The organism is Streptomyces marincola, assembly GCF_020410765.1.
Taxonomy (GTDB): domain Bacteria; phylum Actinomycetota; class Actinomycetes; order Streptomycetales; family Streptomycetaceae; genus Streptomyces; species Streptomyces marincola.
Window position 1 is genome coordinate 6,363,606 of the sequence record NZ_CP084541.1, and the last position, 22,205, is coordinate 6,385,810.

At 71.3% G+C, this 22,205-nt stretch carries 1 protein-coding gene (only partly in view); it reads left to right on the plus strand.

All coding sequences use genetic code 11. From position 1 onward, the window contains the following. On the plus strand, positions 1–22,205 hold the 5' portion of the coding sequence (locus LC193_RS28175) for a type I polyketide synthase (RefSeq protein WP_226078199.1). It continues 25,219 nt past the right edge of the window; only the first 22,205 of its 47,424 coding nucleotides appear in the window; the start codon lies at positions 1–3; its stop codon lies off the right edge, out of view.

A 22,205-nucleotide genomic window follows, 5' to 3' on the forward strand; every position in this document is an offset into this window, starting at 1 on the left:
GTGGCAGATTCGGGCTTCCCCGCGACGACCACGATTCCCGGATGGAAGAACGAAGGGCGCGACGGCCGCATCGCCATCGTCGGCCTCGCCTCCCGGCTGCCCGCCGCGCCCAGCCCCGACGCGTTCTGGGACCTGCTGAAAAACGGCACCAGCGCCATCACCTCCATACCCGCGGACCGGTGGGACGCCGACACCTACTTCGACGAGGACATCTCAAGCCGCGGCAAGATGAACACCCGCTGGGGCGGCTTCCTCGACCACGTCGACCGGTTCGACGCCTCGTTCTTCGGCATCTCGCCCCGCGAGGCCACCGCCATGGACCCCCAGCAGCGCCTCATGCTCGAACTGAGCTGGGAGGGCATGGAACACGCCGGGATCGTCCCCGCCTCCCTCGGCAGCACCCGTACCGGCGTCTTCTTCGGCGCCATCTGGGACGACTACGCCACCCTGCTCTACCGCCACGGCGCCCAGGACATCAACGCCCACACCGTCACCGGCCTCCACCGCAGCATCATCGCCAACCGCGTCTCCTACGCGCTCGGCCTGCGCGGACCCAGCATGACGGTCGACACCGGCCAGTCCTCCTCCCTCGTCGCCGTCCACCTGGCCTGCGAGAACCTGCGCAGCGGCGCCTGCGACATCGCCGTCGCCGGCGGCGTCAACCTCAACCTCATCCCGGAAAGCACCGTCGGCCCCGCCAAGTTCGGCGCCCTCTCCCCGGACGGCCGCTGCTACACCTTCGACTCCCGGGCCAACGGCTACGTGCGCGGCGAAGGCGCCGGCCTCGTCGTGCTCAAGCCCCTGGACCGCGCCATCGCCGACGGCGACACCGTCTACGCCGTCATCCTCGGCAGCGCCATGAACAACGACGGCGGCGGCGAGGGCCTCACCGTTCCCACCACCGACGGCCAGGAGCAGGTGCTCCGCGACGCCTACGCCCAGGCCGGAGTCGACCCCTCCCACGTCCAGTACGTCGAACTCCACGGCACCGGCACCCGCCGCGGCGACCCCGTCGAAGCCGCCGCCCTCGGCGCCGTCCTCGGCACCGCACGCGACCCGGAACAGCCCCTCGCCGTCGGCTCGGTGAAGACCAACATCGGCCACCTCGAAGGGGCCGCCGGCGTCGCCGGCCTGCTCAAGGTCGCCCTCTCCCTGCACCACCGCGAGCTGCCCGCCAGCCTCAACTACGAAAACCCCAACCCGGAGATCCCGCTCGACGAGCTGCGCCTGCGGGTGCGGACCGACCACGGCGACTGGCCGCGCGCGGACCAGCCGCTCGTCGCGGGCGTCTCCTCCTTCGGCATGGGCGGCACCAACTGCCACATCGTGCTCGCCGAAGCCCCGCCCGAGGCCGCCGACGCGCGGACCCGCGTCGTCTCAGGCGACCCCGCCCTCACCGGCCGGCCGCCTCTGCCCTGGCTGCTCTCCGCCCGCAGCCCCCGCGCCCTCGAACGCCAGGCCAGGCGCCTGGCCGCCGCCGTGGCCGAGGCGGACACGGTCGATGTCGGCTGGTCACTGCTGTCCTCGCGTGCGGTGCTGGAGCACCGGGCCGTGGTGTGGGGCGCGGAGGCCGGTGAGGTGCTGGCCGGGGTGCGCGCGGTGGGTCATGGCGACGCCGCGGTGAATGTGGCGCGTGGTGTCGCGGCTTCCGGTTCTGGTTCCGGGTCGGTGTTTGTGTTCCCGGGGCAGGGGTCGCAGTGGGTGGGTATGGGGCGTGGGTTGTTGGAGTGCTCGCCGGTGTTCGCGGCGCGGTTGGGTGAGTGCGGGGAGGCGTTGGCGCCGTTCGTGGAGTGGTCGTTGGTGGAGGTGCTGCGGGGTGCGGATGAGGGGTGGTTGGAGCGGGTGGATGTGGTGCAGCCGGTGCTGTGGGGGGTGATGGTGTCGTTGGCGGCGGTGTGGGAGTCGGTGGGTGTGGTGCCCTCTGCGGTGGTGGGGCATTCGCAGGGTGAGATCGCGGCTGCTGTGGTGGCGGGTGCGTTGTCGCTGGCGGATGGCGCGCGGGTGGTGGCGCTGCGCTCGCTCGCGATTCGTGAGTTGGCCGGTGGCGGGGGGATGGTGTCCCTGGCGGCGGGTGCGGGGCGGGTGGAGGAGCTGCTCGCCGGGGCTGGTGCGGGTGGGGTGTCGGTGGCGGCGTTGAACGGGCCGTCGGCGACGGTGGTGGCGGGTGATGTGGCGGGGCTCGACGCGGTGATCGCTGCCGCTGAGGCGGCGGGGGTGCGGGCGCGGCGGGTGCCGGTGGACTACGCCTCCCACTCCCCGCACGTCGAGGCGATCGAGGAGCGCATCCTGGCCGACCTGGCGCCGATTGTGCCTCGTTCGTCGCGGGTGCCGTTGGTGTCGGCGGTGTCGGGTGAGGTGCTGGACACGGCGGGGATGGACGCGGGGTATTGGTATCGGAATCTGCGGCAGCCGGTGCGGTTCGCCGACGCGGTGGGCACGGCTTTGTCGTTGGGGTTCCGGTCGGTGGTCGAGGTCAGCGCCCACCCGGTGCTGACGATGAGCGTGCAGGCGGTGGCCGAGGAGACCGAAACCGGCCCGGTCGTCGTCGTGGGCACGCTGCGCCGCAACGAGGACGAGGCCGCGCGGTTGGTGGCTTCCGCTGCCGAGTTGTGGGTCAACGGCGCCACGGTGGACTGGGCGGCGTTCTACGCCGGGCGCGCCGTGCACCGCGTCGACCTGCCCACCTACGCCTTCCAACGCAAGCGCTACTGGATGCGGCCGGGGGACACGGCACTTCCCGCCCACACCCCCGACCCCCTGCCCGAAACCACCGCACCGCCCACCGCCGAAGACCCCATCGACGCGCAGCCCGAACCCGTGACCGCCTGGGGCCAACGCCTCGCCGGCCTGTCGCCCGCCGAACAGGTCCGGGCCGTTCTCGACCGCGTGACGGCCGAAATCGCCATCGTCCTCGGCCACGGACCCGACGACAGCATCGACACCGGGTGGTCCTTCAAGGACATCGGCTTCGATTCACTCACCTCCGTCGAACTGCGCAACCGACTCGCCGCCGCCACCGAACTCAGCCTCTCCTCGGGCCTCCTGTTCGACTACCCCACGCCCGAGGCGCTCGCCTCCCACCTCCGCGCGGCCCTTCTCGACCTGCACGAGGACACGGCCGTCCAGGTCACAGGACCTGCCGTGTCCGATGAGCCGATCGCGATCGTCGGCATGGCCTGCCGCCTCCCCGGCGGCATCACGTCCCCCGAGGACCTGTGGCGGGTGGTGACCGAGGGCCGCGACGTCCTCACCCCCTTCCCCGCCGACCGCGGCTGGGACCTGGACGCCCTCTACGCCGCCGACCCCGCGCAGTCGGGCACCTCCTACACCCGCGAAGGCGGGTTCCTGCACGACGCCCCCGACTTCGACGCGGAGTTCTTCGGCATCAGCCCGCGTGAGGCGCTGGCGATGGACCCGCAGCAGCGCCTGCTGCTGGAAGCCTCGTGGGAGGCACTCGAACGCGCCGGACTGCCCGTCACCTCGCTGCGCGGCAGCCGGACCGGTGTCTTCGCCGGTGCGATGTCCATGGACTACGGAGTCCGGCTGCACGAGACGTCGGAACGCACCGAGGGCTACGGCCTGACCGGCGGCGCGGCGAGCGTCGTGTCGGGCCGCGTGGCCTACACGTTCGGCCTTGAGGGCCCTGCGGTGACGGTGGACACGGCGTGCTCCTCGTCGCTGGTCGCGCTCCACCTGGCCGCGCAGGCGCTGCGCAACGGCGAGTGCGACATGGCGCTGGCCGGCGGCGTCACCGTGATGCCCACGCCCGGCATGTTCGTCGAGTTCAGCCGGCAGCGCGGTCTGGCGGCCGACGGCCGCTGCAAGCCGTTCGCCTCGGCGGCGGACGGCACCGGCTGGAGCGAAGGCGTCGCCGTTCTCGTGGTCGAGCGCCTGTCCGACGCGCGGCGCAACGGGCACCAGGTGCTGGCGCTGGTGCGCGGTTCCGCGATCAACCAGGATGGCGCGAGCAACGGCCTGACCGCGCCGAACGGCCCCTCGCAGCAGCGCGTCATCCGGGCCGCGCTCGCCAGCGCCGGCCTCACCCCCGACGAGGTCGACGCCGTCGAGGCCCACGGCACCGGCACCACGCTCGGCGACCCGATCGAGGCGTCGGCGCTCATCGCCACCTACGGGCAGGGCCGTGCGGAGGACCGGCCGCTGTGGCTCGGCTCGCTGAAGTCGAACATCGGCCACACGCAGGCGGCGGCCGGTGCCGCCGGCCTGATCAAAATGGTGATGGCGATGCGGCAGGGCGTGCTGCCGCGTTCCCTGCACATCGACGAGCCGACGTCGCATGTGGACTGGTCGGCCGGTGCGGTGGAGCTGCTGTCCGAGGCGCGGGAGTGGGCGGAGAACGGCCGCCCGCGCCGGGCGGGCGTGTCGTCGTTCGGCATCAGCGGGACGAACGCGCACGTCATCATCGAGCAGGCACCCGCGGACGCCGAGCCGGGCCCGGTGGTGCTGCCGGGCGACCGCCTCGGAGTGGTGCCGTGGGTCGTGTCCGCGCGCAACGCGGACGCCGTGGCGGCGCAGGCGGAACGGCTGGCGGAGGCCACGCCTGGTCTTGACCCGGTGGACGTCGGGTGGTCGTTGGCCTCCGGGCGTGCGGAGCTGTCCGCGCGTGCGGTGGTATGGGGCCGGAACACCGATGAGCTGATCGCGGCCTTGCGCGGGATCTCGGCCGGTGAGGGTCCGGTCGAGGGCCGGCTCGCGGTGCTGTTCACGGGGCAGGGCGCGCAGCGGGCCCGGATGGGTGCCGAACTGGCCGGCGTCTTCCCGGTGTTCGCGGGTGCCCTGGCCGAGGTGTGTGCCGGGTTCGACGGTCTGCTGCCGCGTCCGCTGGCTGAGGTGCTGGCCGACGAGACCAGCGATGATCTGGATCGGACGGTGTTCACGCAGGCGGGGCTGTTCGCCGTTGAGGTGGCGCTGTGGCGGCTGATCGAGTCCTTCGGGGTGCGGCCGGACTTCGTCGCGGGGCACTCGATCGGTGAGATCGCCGCCGCGCACGTGGCGGGCGTGTTCGACCTCGCGGACGCCTGCCGTCTGGTGGCCGCGCGCGGCTCGCTCATGCAGGCGCTTCCTGCCGGTGGCGCGATGCTTTCCGTGCAGGCCACGCCGGAACAGGTCACCGAGGCCCTGGGCGACATCGACGGCCTGGACATCGCGGCGGTCAACGGGCCGCGGTCCGTTGTGGTGGCTGGTGACGAGGCTGCGATCGACCGGCTCGGCACGGTGCTCACCGAAACGGGTGTGAAGACGCGGCGGCTGTCGGTGTCGCACGCGTTCCACTCGCGCCTGATGGACCCCATGCTGGAGGAGTTCGAGCGCATCGCCGCGCAGATCACCTACCAGGCCCCCGCCATCCCGGTCATCTCCAACGTCACGGGTGAGCCGGCGGGCGAGGAGATCGGCACGGCCGGGTACTGGGTGCGGCACGTGCGCGCCACGGTGCGGTTCGCGGACGGTATTGCCGCGCTGCGTGACGCCGGTGTGTCGACGTTCCTGGAGCTGGGGCCGGACGCGACGCTCACCGCGATGGGTGCGGAGTGCCTGCCCGAGGACGACGCCACCGCCGCGTTCGTCGCCACCACGCGGCGCGAGCGTGACGAGGTGGAGACATTCACCAGCGCCCTGTCCCGCATCTGGGGGCGTGGTGTGTCCGTGGGCTGGAAGGCGGCGTTCGCCGGGCGCGCCGTGCGCCGGGTCGACCTGCCGACCTACGCCTTCCAGCGCAAGCGCTACTGGCTGGAGTCCGGGACCAGCGGCGACCCGGCCGGGCTCGGCCAGAGCGCCGCCGGCCACCCGCTGCTCGGCGCGACCGTCCATCTCGCCGCCGACGGTGGCGTCATGCTCACCGGCCGCCTCTCACTCTGTACCCACGCCTGGCTGGCGGACCACGCCATCGGCGGCACCGTCCTCTTCCCCGGCACCGGCTTCGTCGAACTCGCCATGCGCGCGGGCGACGAGGTCGACTGCGGGCAGGTGCGGGAACTCACCCTTCAGGCGCCACTCGTGCTGCCCGAACGCGGCGCCGTCCAGGTGCAGGTCGTCGTGGGCGTCACCGACGAAGTCGGCCACCGGAACCTGCGCATCTACTCGCGACCGGAGAACGCCGACAACGAGGAAGCCTGGACCTGCCACGCCGAGGGCGTCCTCGGCCGGCAGCCGGCCACGGAGCCCGGCACGGACCTGGCTGTCTGGCCGCCCCAGGGCGCCGAGGCCCTGGACATCTCGACGTTCTATCCGGCCGCGGCGGCGACGGGCTACCACTACGGTCCCGGCTTCCAGGGCCTGCGCGCCGCCTGGCGGCGCGGCGACGAGATCTTCGTCGACGTCGCCCTCCCGGAACCGCTGCAAGCGGACGGTGCCCGGTTCGGACTGCACCCCGCCCTGCTCGACGCCGTTCTGCACGGCCTGCTGCTGGACGCGGGCCAGGGGCTGAGGCTGCCGTTCACCTGGTCCGGCGTAGCGCTGTCCGCCACCGGCGCGACGCAGCTCCGGGCGCGTTTCGCTCCCGCGGGCGCCGACACGTACGCGATCGCCGTCACCGACACCGCCGGCCGGCCCGTCGCGGCGGTCGAGTCGCTCGTGATGCGACCCGTCTCGGTCGGCCAGCTCTCGCTGGCACAGCGGACGGACCGGGACTCCCTCTTCCGGGTGGACTGGACGCCCATCGAGGCGGACGCCGTCAACGAAGCGCCCACCACCGCTGGTTGGGCCGTCCTCGGTGATGACGACCTGAGCCTGGACGTCACGACCGCTGCGCACCTCGACCAGCTCGCAGACCGCGACACCCTCCCCACCACCGTGCTGTTCCCGGTGCAGGCAGCGGACGGTCGGAACGGCGACGTGGCGGAAGCCGCGGAGAACACTGTCGTCGACGCGCTGGCCACCCTGACCGCCTGGCTCGCGGACGAGCGGTTCACCGACTCGCGGCTGGTCGTGGTGACACGCGGCGCGGTCGCGGCGGAACGTGACAGCGACCTGGCCGACCTCGCGCAGTCCCCCGTCTGGGGCCTCGTGCGCGCGGCGCAGACCGAGCAGCCGGGGCGCGTCGTCCTGCTCGACCTCGACCCGGCCGGCGCCCCGGACACGTCCCACCTGCCCGCGGCCGTCGACGCCGCCCTCAGCCGCGACGAGCCGCAGGTCGCGGTGCGCGGCGGCGTGGTGCTGGCGCCCCGGTTGGTGCGGGTGTCGGCCGGTGGCGGTGGTCTGGTGCCGCCGGTGGGTGAGTCGGCGTGGCGCCTGGACGTGCTGGGCGCGGGGACGTTGGAGTCGCTGGCGCTGGTGCCGGCCCCGGAGGAAGCGGGCGTGCTGCCTGCCGGGCAGGTGCGGGTGGCGGTGCGTGCCGCCGGCCTCAACTTCCGTGACGTGCTGATGGGTCTGGGCATGTACCCGGGCGACGTGATGCTGGGCAGCGAGGCCGCCGGTGTCGTCGTCGAGGTCGGCGAAGGAGTCACCGAACTGGCCGTCGGCGACCGCGTGTTCGGCCTGATCCCGCGTGGCTTCGGTTCCCTCGCGACGGTGGACGCGCGGTTGGTGGTGCGGATGCCGGTGGGGTGGTCGTTCGAGCAGGCGGCGTCGGTGCCGGTGGTGTTCCTGACCGCGTACTACGGCCTGGTGGACCTGGCCGGGTTGCGGGCGGGGGAGTCGGTGCTGGTCCATGCCGCCGCGGGCGGCGTGGGCATGGCGGCGGTGCAGCTCGCCCAGCACCTGGGCGCCACGGTGTTCGCCACGGCCAGTGAGGCCAAGCAGGAGGTCGTGCGGGAGCTGGGGGTGCCGGTGGAGCGGATCGCGTCCTCGCGCGATCTGGATTTCCGGGACACCTTCCTCGCCGCGACCGGCGGCGCCGGTGTGGATGTGGTGCTGGACGCGCTGGCGCGGGAGTTCGTGGACGCCTCCCTCGAACTGCTGCCGCGCGGCGGCCGGTTCGTGGAAATGGGCAAGACCGACATCCGCGACCCGGAACAGGTCGCCGCCGACCACCCCGGCGTCCGCTACCGCGCCTTCGACGTGGCCGAAGCAGGCCCCGAGCGCACGAACGAACTCCTCACCGACATCGTGCGCCTCTTCGAACAGGGCGCGCTGCGTCCGTTGCCGGTGAAGTCGTGGGACGTGCGGCGGGCGCCCGAGGCGTTCCGGTACATGTCCCAGGCCAAGCACATCGGCAAGATCGTGCTCACCGTGCCGGCGGGGCTCGACCCGCAGGGCACGGTGCTGATCACCGGCGGCACCGGAACGCTCGGCTCGCTCCTCGCCCGCCACCTGGTGGCCGAGCACGGGGTGCGTTCGCTGGTGCTGACCAGCCGCAGGGGTCTTGAGACGCCGGGCGCCGCCGAACTGGCCGCTGAACTGGCCGAGTCGGGAGCCCGGGTCGAGATCGTCGCCTGCGACGCGGCCGACCGCGACGCACTGGCCGCCGTCCTGTCCGCCATCCCGGCCGCACACCCGCTGACCGGCGTCGTCCACGCCGCCGGCGTGGTGGACGACGGCGTCGTCGGGTCGCTGTCGGCCGACCAGGTACGACGGGTCATGCGCCCCAAGGTCAGGGCCGCCCTCAACCTGCACACCCTCACCCAGGAAGCCGACCTGCGGCTCTTCCTGACCTACTCCTCCTGCGCCGGCCTGCTCGGCAACGCCGGGCAGGCGAACTACGCGGCGGCGAACACCTTCCTCGACGCCCTGGCCGCCCACCGCCGCGCCCAAGGGCTGACCGGCACCTCCGTGGCCTGGGGACTGTGGGACGGTTCGGGCGGCGGCATGGGCGGCGCGCTCGCCGACGCCGACATCGCCCGCCTCGGACGGGCCGGGCTGGTCCCCATGCCGGCCGACGAGGGCCTGCGCCTGTTCGACGCGTCCTCCGGCGTGGACGAGCACGTCGTCATGGCCGCCCGCCTCGACCTGGCGGGACTCCGCAGGCGCGTGGAACGCGGCGCGGAGCTGCCCCCCGTGCTGCGCGGACTGGTGCGCGTCTCCGGTCGGCGCACGGCCGAGGCAGCCGGCACCGGAAGCGCGGACGGACTGCTCGGCGCCGCCGTCGCCGCGCTGCCCAGCGCGGAAGAACGCGAGCGCTACGTCATCGATGTCGTGCGCGGACACGTCGCCTCCGTGCTCGGCCACGGCTCGGCACAGGCGGTCGCCGTCGAGCGGACGTTCAAGGAACTGGGATTCGACTCCCTCACCGGAGTCGAGCTGCGCAACCGCCTGATCTCCGCGACCGGTGTGCGGTTGCCGGCGGGCGTGGTGTTCGACTACCCGACTCCGGCCGCTCTGGGCGCGTTCGTGCTGGGGCAGGTGTGGCAGGCCGCCGATGAGACGGCTGCGGCTGCCGCGCCGTCGGCCGTGTCGGCGGTGTCGGTGGACGAGCCGATCGCGATCGTCGGCATGGCCTGCCGACTTCCGGGCGGGGTGTCCTCGCCCGAGGACCTGTGGCGGCTGGTCGAGGAGGGCGTGGACGCCGTTGGCGCGTTCCCGACCGACCGTGGCTGGGACCTGGACGCGCTGTACGACCCGGACCCGGCGCGTTCCGGCACCTCCTACGCCCGTGAGGGCGGCTTCCTCTACGACGCCGGAGACTTCGATCCGCAGTTGTTCGGGATCAGCCCGCGCGAGGCGCTGGCGATGGACCCCCAGCAGCGCCTGCTGCTGGAAACGTCGTGGGAAGCCCTCGAACGCGCCGGCCTGCCCCCCACCTCCCTGCGCGGCACCCGGACCGGTGTCTTCGCCGGAGCCATCGCGCAGGAGTACGGCTCCCGGCTGCACGAAGCGTCTCAGAACGTTGAGGGCTACGCCCTGACCGGTGGCACGGCGAGCGTTGTGTCGGGCCGGGTGGCGTACACGTTGGGGCTTGAGGGTCCCGCGGTGACGGTGGACACGGCGTGCTCCTCGTCGCTGGTGGCGCTGCACCTGGCGGTGCAGTCGCTGCGGAACGGCGAGTGCGAGATGGCGCTGGCCGGCGGCATCACGGTGATGCCCACGCCCGGCATGTTCGTTGAGTTCAGCCGGCAGCGCGGTCTTGCGGCGAACGGGCGGTGCAAGCCGTTCGCGTCGGCGGCGGACGGCACGGGGTGGGCCGAGGGCGTCGGCGTCCTGGTCGTCGAGCGGCTTTCGGACGCGCGGCGCAAGGGCCACCGGGTGCTCGCGGTGGTGCGCGGTTCGGCGATCAACCAGGACGGCGCCAGCAACGGCCTGACCGCGCCGAACGGCCCCTCGCAGCAGCGCGTCATCCGGGCCGCGTTGGCCAGCGCGGGGCTGACCACACGCGATGTCGACGCGGTGGAGGCGCACGGCACCGGCACGGCGCTCGGTGACCCGATCGAGGCCGAGGCGCTCATCGCGACCTATGGGCAGGGCCGGCCCGAGGGCCAGCCGCTGTGGCTGGGCTCGCTGAAGTCGAACATCGGCCACTCGCAGGCGGCTGCGGGCGTGGCTGGTGTGATCAAGATGGTGATGGCGATGCGGCAGGGTGTGCTGCCGCGTTCGCTGCACATCGATGAGCCGACGTCGCATGTGGACTGGTCGGCGGGTGCGGTGGAGCTGCTGTCCGAGGCGCGGGAGTGGGCGGAGAACGGCCGCCCGCGTCGGGCGGGTGTGTCCTCGTTCGGTATCAGCGGGACGAACGCGCACGTCATCATCGAGCAGGCGCCGGCGGATGCCGAGCCGGGCGCGGTGGTCGTCGCGGCCGACCGCGGTCCGGTGTGGGACGGCCCCATCCTTCCGTGGGTGGTTTCCGCGGGTGGTGCGGAGGCGTTGGCGGGTCAGGCGGGTCGGCTCGCGGAGGCGGTCGGCGGTGCTGGTGTGGATGCGGTGGATGTGGGTTGGGCGTTGGCGTCCTCGCGTGCGGTGTTGGAGCACCGGGCCGTGGTGTGGGGTGCGGAGACCGGCGAGTTGGTGTCCGGTCTTGCCGGTGTGGCTTCGGCGGCGGCGGTGGCGAACGCGGCGCGTGGTGTCGCGGCTTCCGGTTCTGCTTCCGGGTCGGTGTTTGTGTTCCCGGGGCAGGGGTCGCAGTGGGTGGGTATGGGGCGTGGGTTGTTGGAGTGCTCGCCGGTGTTCGCGGCGCGGTTGGGTGAGTGCGGGGAGGCGTTGGCGCCGTTCGTGGAGTGGTCGTTGGTCGAGGTGCTGCGGGGTGCGGATGAGAGCTGGCTGGAGCGGGTGGATGTGGTGCAGCCGGTGTTGTGGGGGGTGATGGTGTCGTTGGCGGCGGTGTGGGAGTCGGTGGGTGTGGTGCCCTCTGCGGTGGTGGGGCATTCCCAGGGCGAGATCGCGGCTGCTGTGGTGGCGGGTGCGTTGTCGCTGGCGGATGGCGCGCGGGTGGTGGCGCTGCGCTCGCTCGCGATCCGTGAGTTGGCCGGTGGCGGGGGCATGGTGTCCCTGGCCGCGGGCGCGGAGCGGGTGGAGGAGCTGCTCGCCGGGGCTGGTGCGGGTGGGGTGTCGGTGGCGGCGTTGAACGGGCCGTCGGCGACGGTGGTGGCGGGTGATGTGGCGGGGCTCGACGCGGTGATCGCCGCCGCTGAGGCGGCGGGGGTGCGGGCGCGGCGGGTGCCGGTGGACTACGCCTCCCACTCGGCTCATGTGGAGGCGATCGAGGAGCGGATCCTGGCCGACCTGGCGCCGATTGTGCCTCGTTCGTCTCGGGTGCCGTTGGTGTCGGCGGTGTCGGGTGAGGTGCTGGACACGGCCGGGATGGATGCGGGGTACTGGTATCGGAATCTGCGGCAGCCGGTGCGGTTCGCCGACGCGGTCGGCACGGCTCTGTCGTTGGGGTTCCGGTCGGTGGTCGAGGTCAGCGCCCACCCGGTGCTGACGATGAGCGTGCAGGCGGTGGCCGAGGAGACCGAAACCGGGCCGGTCGTCGTCGTGGGCACGCTGCGCCGCAACGAGGACGAGGCCGCGCGGTTGGTGGCGTCCGCTGCCGAGTTGTGGGTCAACGGAGCCACGGTGGACTGGACGGCGTTCTACGCCGGGCGCGCCGTGCACCGCGTGGACCTGCCCACCTACGCCTTCCAGCGTGAGCGGTTCTGGTTGGTGGAGGAGTCGGGTCGTGGGGATGTGAGTGGTGCGGGGCTGGCGGCGGCGGAGCACCCGTTGCTCGGTGCGGCGGTGCGGTTGGCCGGCGATGGCGGTGTGATGCTGACGGGCCGGTTGTCGTTGCGTACGCATCCGTGGTTGGCGGATCACGCGGTGAACGGCACGGTGCTGTTCCCGGGGACCGGGTTCGTCGAGCTGGCCATCCGCGCCGGCGACGAAGTCGGCAGCGGCCACCTGCGTGAGGTGACCCTCCAGGCCCCGCTGCCCCTGCCGCAGCGCGAAGCCGTGCTGGTGCAGGTCGTCGTCGGCGCCGCCGACGCCTCCGGGCGCCGCGAGGTGCGCGTCTACTCCCAGCCGGAGAACGCGGACATCGAACAGTCCTGGACCTGTCACGCCGAAGGCGTGCTGACGGAGGAACCGGCGGACGCGGCTGCGGGCCCGGACCTGTCGGTGTGGCCGCCGCAGGGCGCGGAGCCGGTCGACGTCTCCGCGTTCTACCCGGCCGCCGCCGAAGCCGGCTACGAGTACGGGCCGGTGTTCCAGGGGCTGCGTGCGGCCTGGCGGCGTGGTGAGGAGATCTTCGCCGAGGTCGCCCTGCCGGAGGACGAGCAGGCTTCGGCCGCGTCGTTCGGTATCCACCCCGCGCTTCTCGACGCCGCCCTCCACGCCATGGTGTCGGAGGGAGACGGTGGCCTGCGGCTGCCGTTCACCTGGTCAGGCGTCTCCCTGCTGGCCTCGGGCGCCGTGGCGGCTCGGGTCCGGCTGGAGATGCTGGGCCAGGACACCTTTGCCGTCGACATCGCCGACGGGACCGGGCAGCCGGTCGCCGCTGTCAACTCCCTGACTCTGCGGTCCATCACGGACGAGCAGCTGCTCGGCGCGGCGCCGGCTGGGCAGGACGTGCTGTTCCGGCTGGACTGGCCTGCTCTGCCGACGCCGGAAGCCGTTCCCGCCCCCGACTGGACCGTGTGGGGCGACGACACCCTCGGCGTTTCCGGGCCGACCATGGCCGGGCTTGAGGCTCTGGAGGACGGCACCGTCCCCGCCACCGTGGTCCTGTGCGCCGCGGACGCCGGGCGGGAGGCCACCTCCGCCGCGCTTGCCGCCGGCGAGATGGCTTCGGCCGTGCATGCCTCGGTGCTGCGCGTGTGGCAGCAGGTGTGCGCGTGGCTGGCGGACGAGCGTTTCGCCGAGTCCCGTCTCGTCGTGGTGACCAGGGGCGCGGTGGCCGCTGGGGCGGACGGGGACGTCACGGACCTGGCCCACACGTCGGTGTGGGGCATGATCCGGTCGGCGCAGTCGGAGAACCCCGGGCGCCTGGTGCTCGTGGACCTGGACCCGAGCGCCGGTGCGGAAGAAGGGGTGACGTCTGCCCTCGCCTCGGCTCTCGCGTTGGATGAGCCGCAGGTGGCGGTGCGTGGTGGTGGTGTGGTGGTGCCGCGGTTGGTGCGGGCCGGGGCGGGTTCGGAGCAGGCCGCGGTTGAGGGTGTGGATGCGTCGGGGACGGTGTTGATTACGGGTGGTACGGGTGTGTTGGGTGGGTTGCTGGCGCGGCATCTGGTGGAGCGGTATGGGGTGCGGTCGTTGGTGTTGACGAGTCGTCGTGGGTTGGCGGCGGATGGTGCGGTGGAGTTGGTGGCGGAGCTGCGGGCGGCTGGTGCGTCCGTCGAGGTGGTGGCGTGTGATGCGGCGGATCGTGAGGAGTTGGCGCGGGCGTTGGCGTCGGTGCCGGCGGAGTTCCCGTTGCGTGGTGTGGTGCACGCGGCCGGCGTCCTCGACGACGGGCTCACGCAGAACCTCACCCCGGAGCGTTTCGAACGCGTTCTGCGCCCGAAGGTCGACGCGGCGATAAACCTGCACGAATTGACGCTGGACATGGATATCCGGCTCTTCGCCGTGTATTCGTCGTACGCGGGCATCATGGGTAATGCGGGTCAGGGGAATTATGCGGCGGGGAATGCGTTTGTGGATGGGTTGGTGGCGTATCGGCGTGGGTTGGGGTTGTCGGGTGTGTCGTTGGCGTTTGGGTTGTGGGGTGTGGAGTCGGGGTTGACTGGTGGTGTGGTGGGTCGTGGTGTGGGTGCGGGTGTGGTGGTGGGGTTGTCGGTGGGTGAGGGGTTGGGTGTGTTTGATCGGGGTGTGGGGTTGGGTGGGTTGGTGGTTGGGGTGCGTTTTGATTGGGGTGTGGTGCGGGGGCAGGTGCGTGGTGGTGTGGGGTCGTCGGTGTTGCGTGGGTTGGTGTCGGTGGGGGGTCGGCGTGTGGTGCGTGGTGGTGGGGTTGTGGGTGGGGGTTCGGGGTTGGTGGGGCGTTTGGTGGGGGTGTCGGAGGGTGAGCGGTTGGGTGTGGTGTTGGAGGTGGTGCGGGGTGCGGTTGCTGGTGTGTTGGGGCATGTGTCGGGTGAGGTGATTGGTGGGGAGCGGGCGTTCAAGGATTTGGGGTTTGATTCGTTGTTGGCGTTGGAGTTGCGTAATCGGTTGGGTGAGTTGGTGGGGGTGCGGTTGCCGGCGACGTTGGTGTTTGATTATCCGACGCCGGTGGCGTTGGCGCGGTTTGTGTTGGGTGAGTTGATGGGTGGTGTGGTGGAGGGTGTGGGTTCTGGTGTGGTGTCGGTGGGTTCGGGTGTGGTGGATGATCCGGTGGTGATTGTGGGTGTGGCGTGTCGTTATCCGGGTGGGGTGGGTTCGGCTGAGGATTTGTGGGGGTTGGTGCGTGCGGGTGGGGATGCGGTGGGTGATTTTCCGGTGGATCGGGGTTGGGATGAGGGTTTGTATGATGCGGATCCGGATGCGCGGGGGAAGGTGTATGCGCGTGCGGGTGGGTTCTTGTATGACGCGGCGGAGTTTGATGCGGGGTTGTTTGGTATCAGTCCGCGTGAGGCGACGGCGATGGATCCGCAGCAGCGGTTGTTGTTGGAGACGGTGTGGGAGGTGTTTGAGCGGGCTGGTGTTCCGGCGGATGGTGTGCGTGGGTCCCGCACGGGCGTTTTCGTGGGATCGATGTACCACGACTACACGAGCCGCCTGAATCGAGTCCCCGAAGACATCGAGGGCTACATCGGCACGGGTTCTTCCGGCAGCGTGATCTCGGGTCGGTTGGCTTACACGTTCGGGCTTGAGGGTCCCGCGGTGACGGTGGACACGGCGTGCTCCTCGTCGCTGGTCGCGCTGCACCTGGCGGCGCAGGCGTTGCGGAACGGTGAGTGCGAGATGGCGCTTGCCGGTGGTGTGACGGTGATGTCGACGCCGACGACGTTCGTTGATTTCTCGCGGCAGCGTGGTTTGTCGGCGGACGGCCGGTGCAAGTCGTTTGCTTCGGCGGCGGACGGCACGGGCTGGTCCGAGGGTGTGGGTGTGCTGTTGCTTGAGCGTCTTTCGGACGCGCGGCGCAACGGCCACCAGGTCCTGGCGGTGGTGCGCGGTTCGGCGATCAACCAGGACGGCGCCAGCAACGGTCTGACCGCGCCGAACGGTCCTTCGCAGCAGCGCGTCATTCGGCAGGCACTCGCCAGCGCTGGTCTGGCAGCTGCGGACGTGGACGCGGTCGAAGCCCACGGGACCGGCACGCGGTTGGGTGACCCGATTGAGGCGCAGGCGTTGCTGGCGACGTACGGGCGGGATCGGGCGGATGACCGGCCGTTGTGGTTGGGGTCGATCAAGTCGAACATCGGTCATTCGCAGGCGGCTGCGGGTGTGGCTGGTGTGATCAAGATGGTGATGGCGATGCGGGAGGGTGTGCTTCCGCGGTCGCTGCACATTGATGAGCCGTCGGAGCATGTGGACTGGTCGGCGGGTGCGGTCGAGCTGCTGGTGGAGGAGCGGGCCTGGCCGGAGACGGGGCGTGCGCGTCGGGCGGGTGTGTCGTCGTTCGGCGCGTCGGGCACGAACGCGCACGTGATCCTGGAGCAGGCCCCGGCCGAGGACATCGAGCCGAAGCCCGTGGTGCTGCCGGGCGACCGCCTGCCGGTGATCCCGTGGGTGATATCCGCCCATGGCGCCGACGCTGTGGCGGCGCAGGCGGAACGACTCGCGAACGTCACGCCTGGTCTTGACCCGGTGGATGTCGGGTGGTCGTTGGTGTCCGGGCGCGCGGCGCTGCCGTCTCGTGCGGTGGTGTGGGGCCGGGACACTGAGGAACTGGTCGCGGCTCTGGGTGAGGTCTCCGCTGCCGAGCAGGTGGTCGAGGGCCGGGTCGCGGTGCTGTTCACGGGGCAGGGTGCGCAGCGGGCCCGGATGGGTGCCGAGCTGGCTGCCGCTTTCCCGGTGTTCGCGGATGCTCTGGCCGAGGTGTGTGCCGGGTTCGATGGGTTGTTGCCGCGTCCGCTGGCTGAGGTGCTGGCCGACGAGACCAGTGATGATCTGGATCGGACGGTGTTCACACAGGCGGGGCTGTTCGCGGTCGAGGTCGCGCTGTGGCGCCTGATCGAATCGTTCGGCGTCAAGCCCGACTTCGTCGCGGGGCACTCGATCGGTGAGATCGCCGCCGCGCACGTGGCGGGGGTGTTCGACCTCGCGGACGCCTGCCGTCTGGTGGCCGCGCGCGGTTCGCTGATGCAGGCGCTCCCTGCCGGTGGCGCGATGCTGTCGGTTCAGGCCACGCCGGAAGAGGTCAGCGAGGCTCTGGACGACGTCGACGGTCTGGACATTGCGGCCGTCAACGGCCCGCGCTCGGTCGTCGTGGCCGGTGAGGAGGCGGCGGTCGAGCGGCTGCGGGAGTCGTTCACCGAAGCTGGGGTGAAGACGCGGCGGCTGTCGGTCTCGCACGCGTTCCACTCCCGCCTGATGGACCCGATGCTGGAGGAGTTCGAGCGCATCGCCGCGCAGATCACCTACCGCGCCCCCGCCATTCCCGTGGTGTCGAACGTCACGGGTGAGCTGGCCGGGGTGGAGATCGGGTCGGCGGAGTACTGGGTGCGGCACGTGCGCGCCACGGTGCGGTTCGCGGACGGTATTGCCGCGCTGCGTGACGCCGGTGTGTCGACGTTCCTGGAGCTGGGGCCGGACGCGACGCTGACGGCGATGGGTGCGGAGTGCCTGCCCGAGGACGACGCCACCGCCGCGTTCGTCGCTGCCACGCGGCGTGAGCGTGACGAGGTGGAGACGTTCACCAGTGCCCTGTCCCGGGTCTGGGGGCGTGGTGTGTCCGTGGACTGGAAGGCTGCGTTCGCCGGGCGCGCGGTGCGCCGGGTCGACTTGCCGACGTATGCCTTCCAGCGGCAGCGGTACTGGCTCGAAGGCGACACCAGCGGCGACCTGAGCGGCGTGGGCCAGAGCGCGGCCGAGCACCCGCTGCTCGGCGCGGCCGTCACGTTGGCGGCCGGAGGCGGTGCCATGCTCACCGGCCGTCTGTCGTTGCGCAGCCACCCGTGGCTGGCGGACCACGCGGTGGGTGGGGCGGTGTTGTTCCCGGGGGCCGGGTTTGTCGAGTTGGCGATTCGTGCTGGTGACGAGGTCGGGTGCGGGTATGTGCGGGAGTTGACGCTTCAGGCGCCTTTGGTGCTGCCGGAGCGTGGTGGGGTGCAGGTGCAGGTGGTTGTCGGTGGGGCCGATGACGCCGGTCAGCGGGACGTGCGCGTCTACTCCCGTCTGGAGAACGCCGAGGCTGATGAGGCGTGGACCTGCCACGCCGAGGGTCTGCTCGCTGCCGAGGTGGCCCAGCCTGTCGAGACGGGGTTGGTGGAGTGGCCGCCGGTGGGTGCGGTGGCGGTTGATGTGTCGGGGTTGTATGGGGAGGTTGCTGGGGCGGGGTATGGGTATGGGCCGGCGTTCCGTGGGTTGCGTGGGGTGTGGCGGCGTGGTGAGGACGAGGTGTTCGCCGAGGTTGTGTTGCCGGAGGGTGAGCGGGAGCGTGCGGGTGGTTTTGGGATGCATCCGGCGTTGTTGGATGCGGTGTTGCATGGGGCGTTGGTGATGGATGGTGGGGTGTCGGGGTTGCGGTTGCCGTTTGTGTGGTCGGGTGTGTCGTTGGTGGCGTCGGGTGCGGTGTCGGTGCGGGTGCGGTTGGTGCGTTCTGGGGTGGATGGGTTGTCGGTGGTGGTGGCGGATGGTGTGGGTGGTTTGGTGGCGCGGGTGGAGTCGTTGGTGTTGCGGCCGGTGTCGGTGGGGCAGTTGTCGGCTGCGGCGGGTGCGGGTGCGGAGTTGGAGACGTTGTTCCGGGTGGAGTGGACGCCGGTGGGTGGGGAGGTTGCCGGGGCCGGGGTGGGGTCTGCGGGTGATTGGGTGGTGTTGGGTGAGGATGGGGTGGGGCTTGGGGTTGCGCGGGTGGGGTCTTTGGGTGAGCTGGAGGGTGGTGCGGTGCCGTCGGTGGTGGTGTTGCCGTTGGTGTCGGGTGGGGTGGGTGCTGAGGGTGCGGTTCAGGTTGCTGGTGGGGTGTTGGAGTGGGTGCGGGAGTTTGTTGCGGATGAGCGGTTGGCGGGGTCGCGTCTGGTCGTGGTGACGCGGGGTGCGGTGGCCGCGGGTGCGGGCGAGGACGTGACGGATCTCGCGCACGCCCCGGTATGGGGTCTGATCCGCTCCGCCCAGTCCGAGCTGCCGGGGCGTTTGCTGCTGGTCGACCTGGACGCGGCAGTCGAGGTGTCGGACGAGGCCATCGCGTTTGCGGTCTCCTCGGCGCTGAGTGTTGAGGCGGCTGCTGGTGAGTCGCAGGTGGTGGTGCGGGGTGGTGTGGTGTTGGTGCCGCGGTTGGTGCGGGTGGTGTCGGGTGGTGGGGTTGGTTTGGTGCCGCCGGTGGGTGAGGTGGCGTGGTCGGTGCAGTCTGTGGGTGGGGGGACGTTGGAGTCGTTGGCGTTGGTGGGGGAGCCGGGGGCTCGGGGTGTGTTGGGTGCGGGTGAGGTGCGGGTTGCGGTGCGTGCCGCGGGGTTGAACTTCCGTGATGTGTTGATGGGGTTGGGGATGTATCCGGGTGAGGCGGTTTTGGGTGGTGAGGCTGCTGGTGTGGTGGTCGAGGTGGGTGAGGGTGTTGAGGGTCTGGCTGTGGGGGATCGGGTGTTCGGTCTGATCCAGCGCGGGTTCGGTCCGTTGGCGGTGGTGGACGCGCGGTTGGTGGCGCGGATGCCGGTGGGGTGGTCGTTCGAGCAGGCGGCGTCGGTGCCGGTGGTGTTCCTGACCGCGTACTACGGCCTGGTGGATCTGGCCGGGTTGCGGGCGGGGGAGTCGGTGCTGGTCCATGCTGCCGCGGGTGGTGTGGGCATGGCGGCGGTGCAGCTCGCCCAGCACCTGGGCGCGACGGTGTTCGCCACGGCCAGTGAGGCCAAGCAGGAGGTTGTGCGGGAGCTGGGGGTGCCGGTGGAGCGGATCGCGTCCTCGCGCGATCTCGACTTCCGCGACGCGTTCCTCGCCGCGACCGGCGGCGCCGGTGTGGATGTGGTGCTGGATTCGCTGGCGCGTGAGTTCGTGGACGCCTCTCTTGAGTTGCTGCCGCGTGGTGGGCGGTTCTTGGAGATGGGGAAGACGGATATTCGTGATGCGGATCGGGTTGCGGCTGATTTTGCGGGTGTGTGGTATGCGGCGTTTGATATGCAGGATGCGGGGCCGGATCGTATTGCTGGGATGCTCGGTGAGTTGTTGGAGCTGTTTGAGCGGGGTGTGCTGCGTCCGTTGCCGGTGAGGTCGTGGGATGTGCGGCGGGCCCCGGAGGCGTTCCGTTTCATGTCCCAGGCCCGGCACATCGGGAAGATCGTGCTGACCGTGCCGCCGGCTCTCGACTCGCAGGGCACGGTGCTGATCACGGGTGGTACGGGAACGCTCGGCTCGCTGCTGGCTCGTCATCTGGTGGTCGAGCACGGGGTGCGTTCGCTGGTGCTGACCAGCCGCAGGGGCCTTGAGTCCCCGGGCGCGGTGGAGCTGGCGGCTGAGTTGGAGCAGGCGGGCGCGCGGGTCGAGATCGCCGCCTGCGACGCGGCCGACCGTGATGAACTGGCCGCTGTGCTTTCCGCTGTTCCGGCTGAGCACCCGCTGACCGGTGTGGTGCATGCTGCGGGTGTGGTGGATGACGGTGTGGTGGGGTCGTTGTCTGGGGAGCGGTTGCGGCGGGTGATGCGGCCGAAGGTGGAGGCTGCGTGGAATCTGCATGAGTTGACGCGTGATGCGGGTCTGTCGTTGTTCGTGTTGTATTCGTCGGCTGCTGGTGTGTTCGGTAATCCGGGGCAGGCGAATTACGCGGCGGCGAACACGTTCCTCGACGCCCTGGCTGTCCACCGTCGTGCGAACGGCCTGCCCGCCACCTCCCTCGCCTGGGGCCTGTGGGGAGGCGTCGGCGGCATGGGCGGTGAGTTGGACGAGGCCGACGTGGCCCGTCTGGGACGTTCCGGCGTTGTCGCTCTCACGGCCGACGAGGGGTTGAAGCTCTTCGATGTGGCGTGTGGGGTGGATGAGGGGTTGTTGGTTGCTGCGCGGTTGGATGTGGCGGGGTTGCGGGGTCGTGTGGCTGGTGGGGGTGTGGTGCCGTCGGTGTTGCGTGGGTTGGTGCGTGGTGCGGGTCGGCGTGTGGCGGAGGGTGTGTCGGGTGGTTCCGGTGGTGGGGCGTTGGGTGCGGCGTTGGCGGGGTTGGGGACGGCGGTGGAGCGGGAGCGGTATGTGGTGGATGTGGTGCGTGGTCATGTGGCGTCGGTGTTGGGGCATGGGTCGGCGCAGGCGGTGGCGGTGGACCGGTCGTTCAAGGAGTTGGGTTTCGACTCGTTGACGGCGGTGGAGTTGCGGAACCGGTTGAACGCGGCGGCGGGTGTGCGGTTGCCGGCGGGTGTGGTGTTCGACTACCCGACTCCGGCTGCTCTGGGCGCGTTCGTGCTGGGGCAGGTGTGGCAGGCCGCCGATGAGGCGGCGCCGGTGGCTGCGGCGTCGGCTGTGTCGGTGGTGTCGGTGGATGAGCCGATCGCGATTGTGGGTATGGCGTGCCGGTTCCCGGGTGGGGTGTCCTCGCCCGAGGGGCTGTGGCGGCTGGTCGAGGAGGGTGTGGACGCGATCGGTGCGTTCCCGACCGACCGTGGCTGGGACCTGGAGGGTCTGTATGACCCGGACCCGGCGCGTTCCGGTACGTCGTATGCGCGTGAGGGCGGGTTCCTGTATGACGCGGCGGACTTCGATCCGCAGTTGTTCGGGATCAGCCCGCGTGAGGCGCTGGCGATGGACCCGCAGCAGCGCCTGCTGCTGGAAGCGTCCTGGGAAGCCCTCGAACGCGCCGGCCTGCCTCCCACCTCACTGAAGGGCACGGCCAGCGGAGTCTTCATCGGTGCCGGCTACCCGAGCTACCTCTCGGACCTCCAGCACACGCCGGACGTCGCCGAGGGCTTCTCTCTCACCGGCACGACGACGAGCGTGATCTCCGGCCGAGTGGCGTACACGTTGGGGCTTGAGGGTCCCGCGGTGACGGTGGACACGGCGTGCTCCTCGTCGCTGGTGGCGCTGCACCTGGCGGTGCAGTCGCTGCGGAACGGCGAGTGCGAGATGGCGCTGGCCGGCGGTGTGACGGTGATGCCGAAGCCCGGCATCTTCGTGGAGTTCAGCCGGCAGCGTGGGCTGGCGCCGAACGGGCGGTGCAAGCCGTTCGCGTCGGCGGCGGACGGCACGGGGTGGGCCGAGGGCGTCGGCGTCATCGTGGTGGAGCGGCTTTCGGACGCGCGGCGCAAGGGCCACCAGGTCCTGGCCGTCGTGCGCGGCTCGGCCATCAACCAGGACGGCGCCAGCAACGGCCTCACCGCGCCGAACGGCCCCTCGCAGCAGCGCGTCATCCGCCAGGCCCTGGCCAACGCCGGCCTCGCGACCACCGACATCGACGCCGTCGAGGCCCACGGCACCGGCACGCCGCTCGGGGACCCGATCGAGGCCGAGGCGTTGATCGCCACCTATGGGCAGGACCGGCCCGAGGGCCAGCCGCTGTGGCTCGGCTCGCTGAAGTCGAACATCGGCCACACCCAGGCCGCCTCCGGCATCGCCGGCGTCATCAAGATGGTGATGGCGATGCGGCAGGGCGTGCTGCCGCGTTCCCTGCACATTGACGAGCCGACGTCGCATGTGGACTGGTCGGCGGGTGCGGTGGAGCTGCTGTCCGAGGCGCGGGAGTGGGCGGAGAACGGCCGCCCGCGCCGGGCAGGTGTGTCCTCGTTCGGTATCAGTGGCACGAACGCGCACGTCATCATCGAGCAGGCGCCGGTTGACGGCGACCCGGGTGCGCTGGTCGTCCGCGC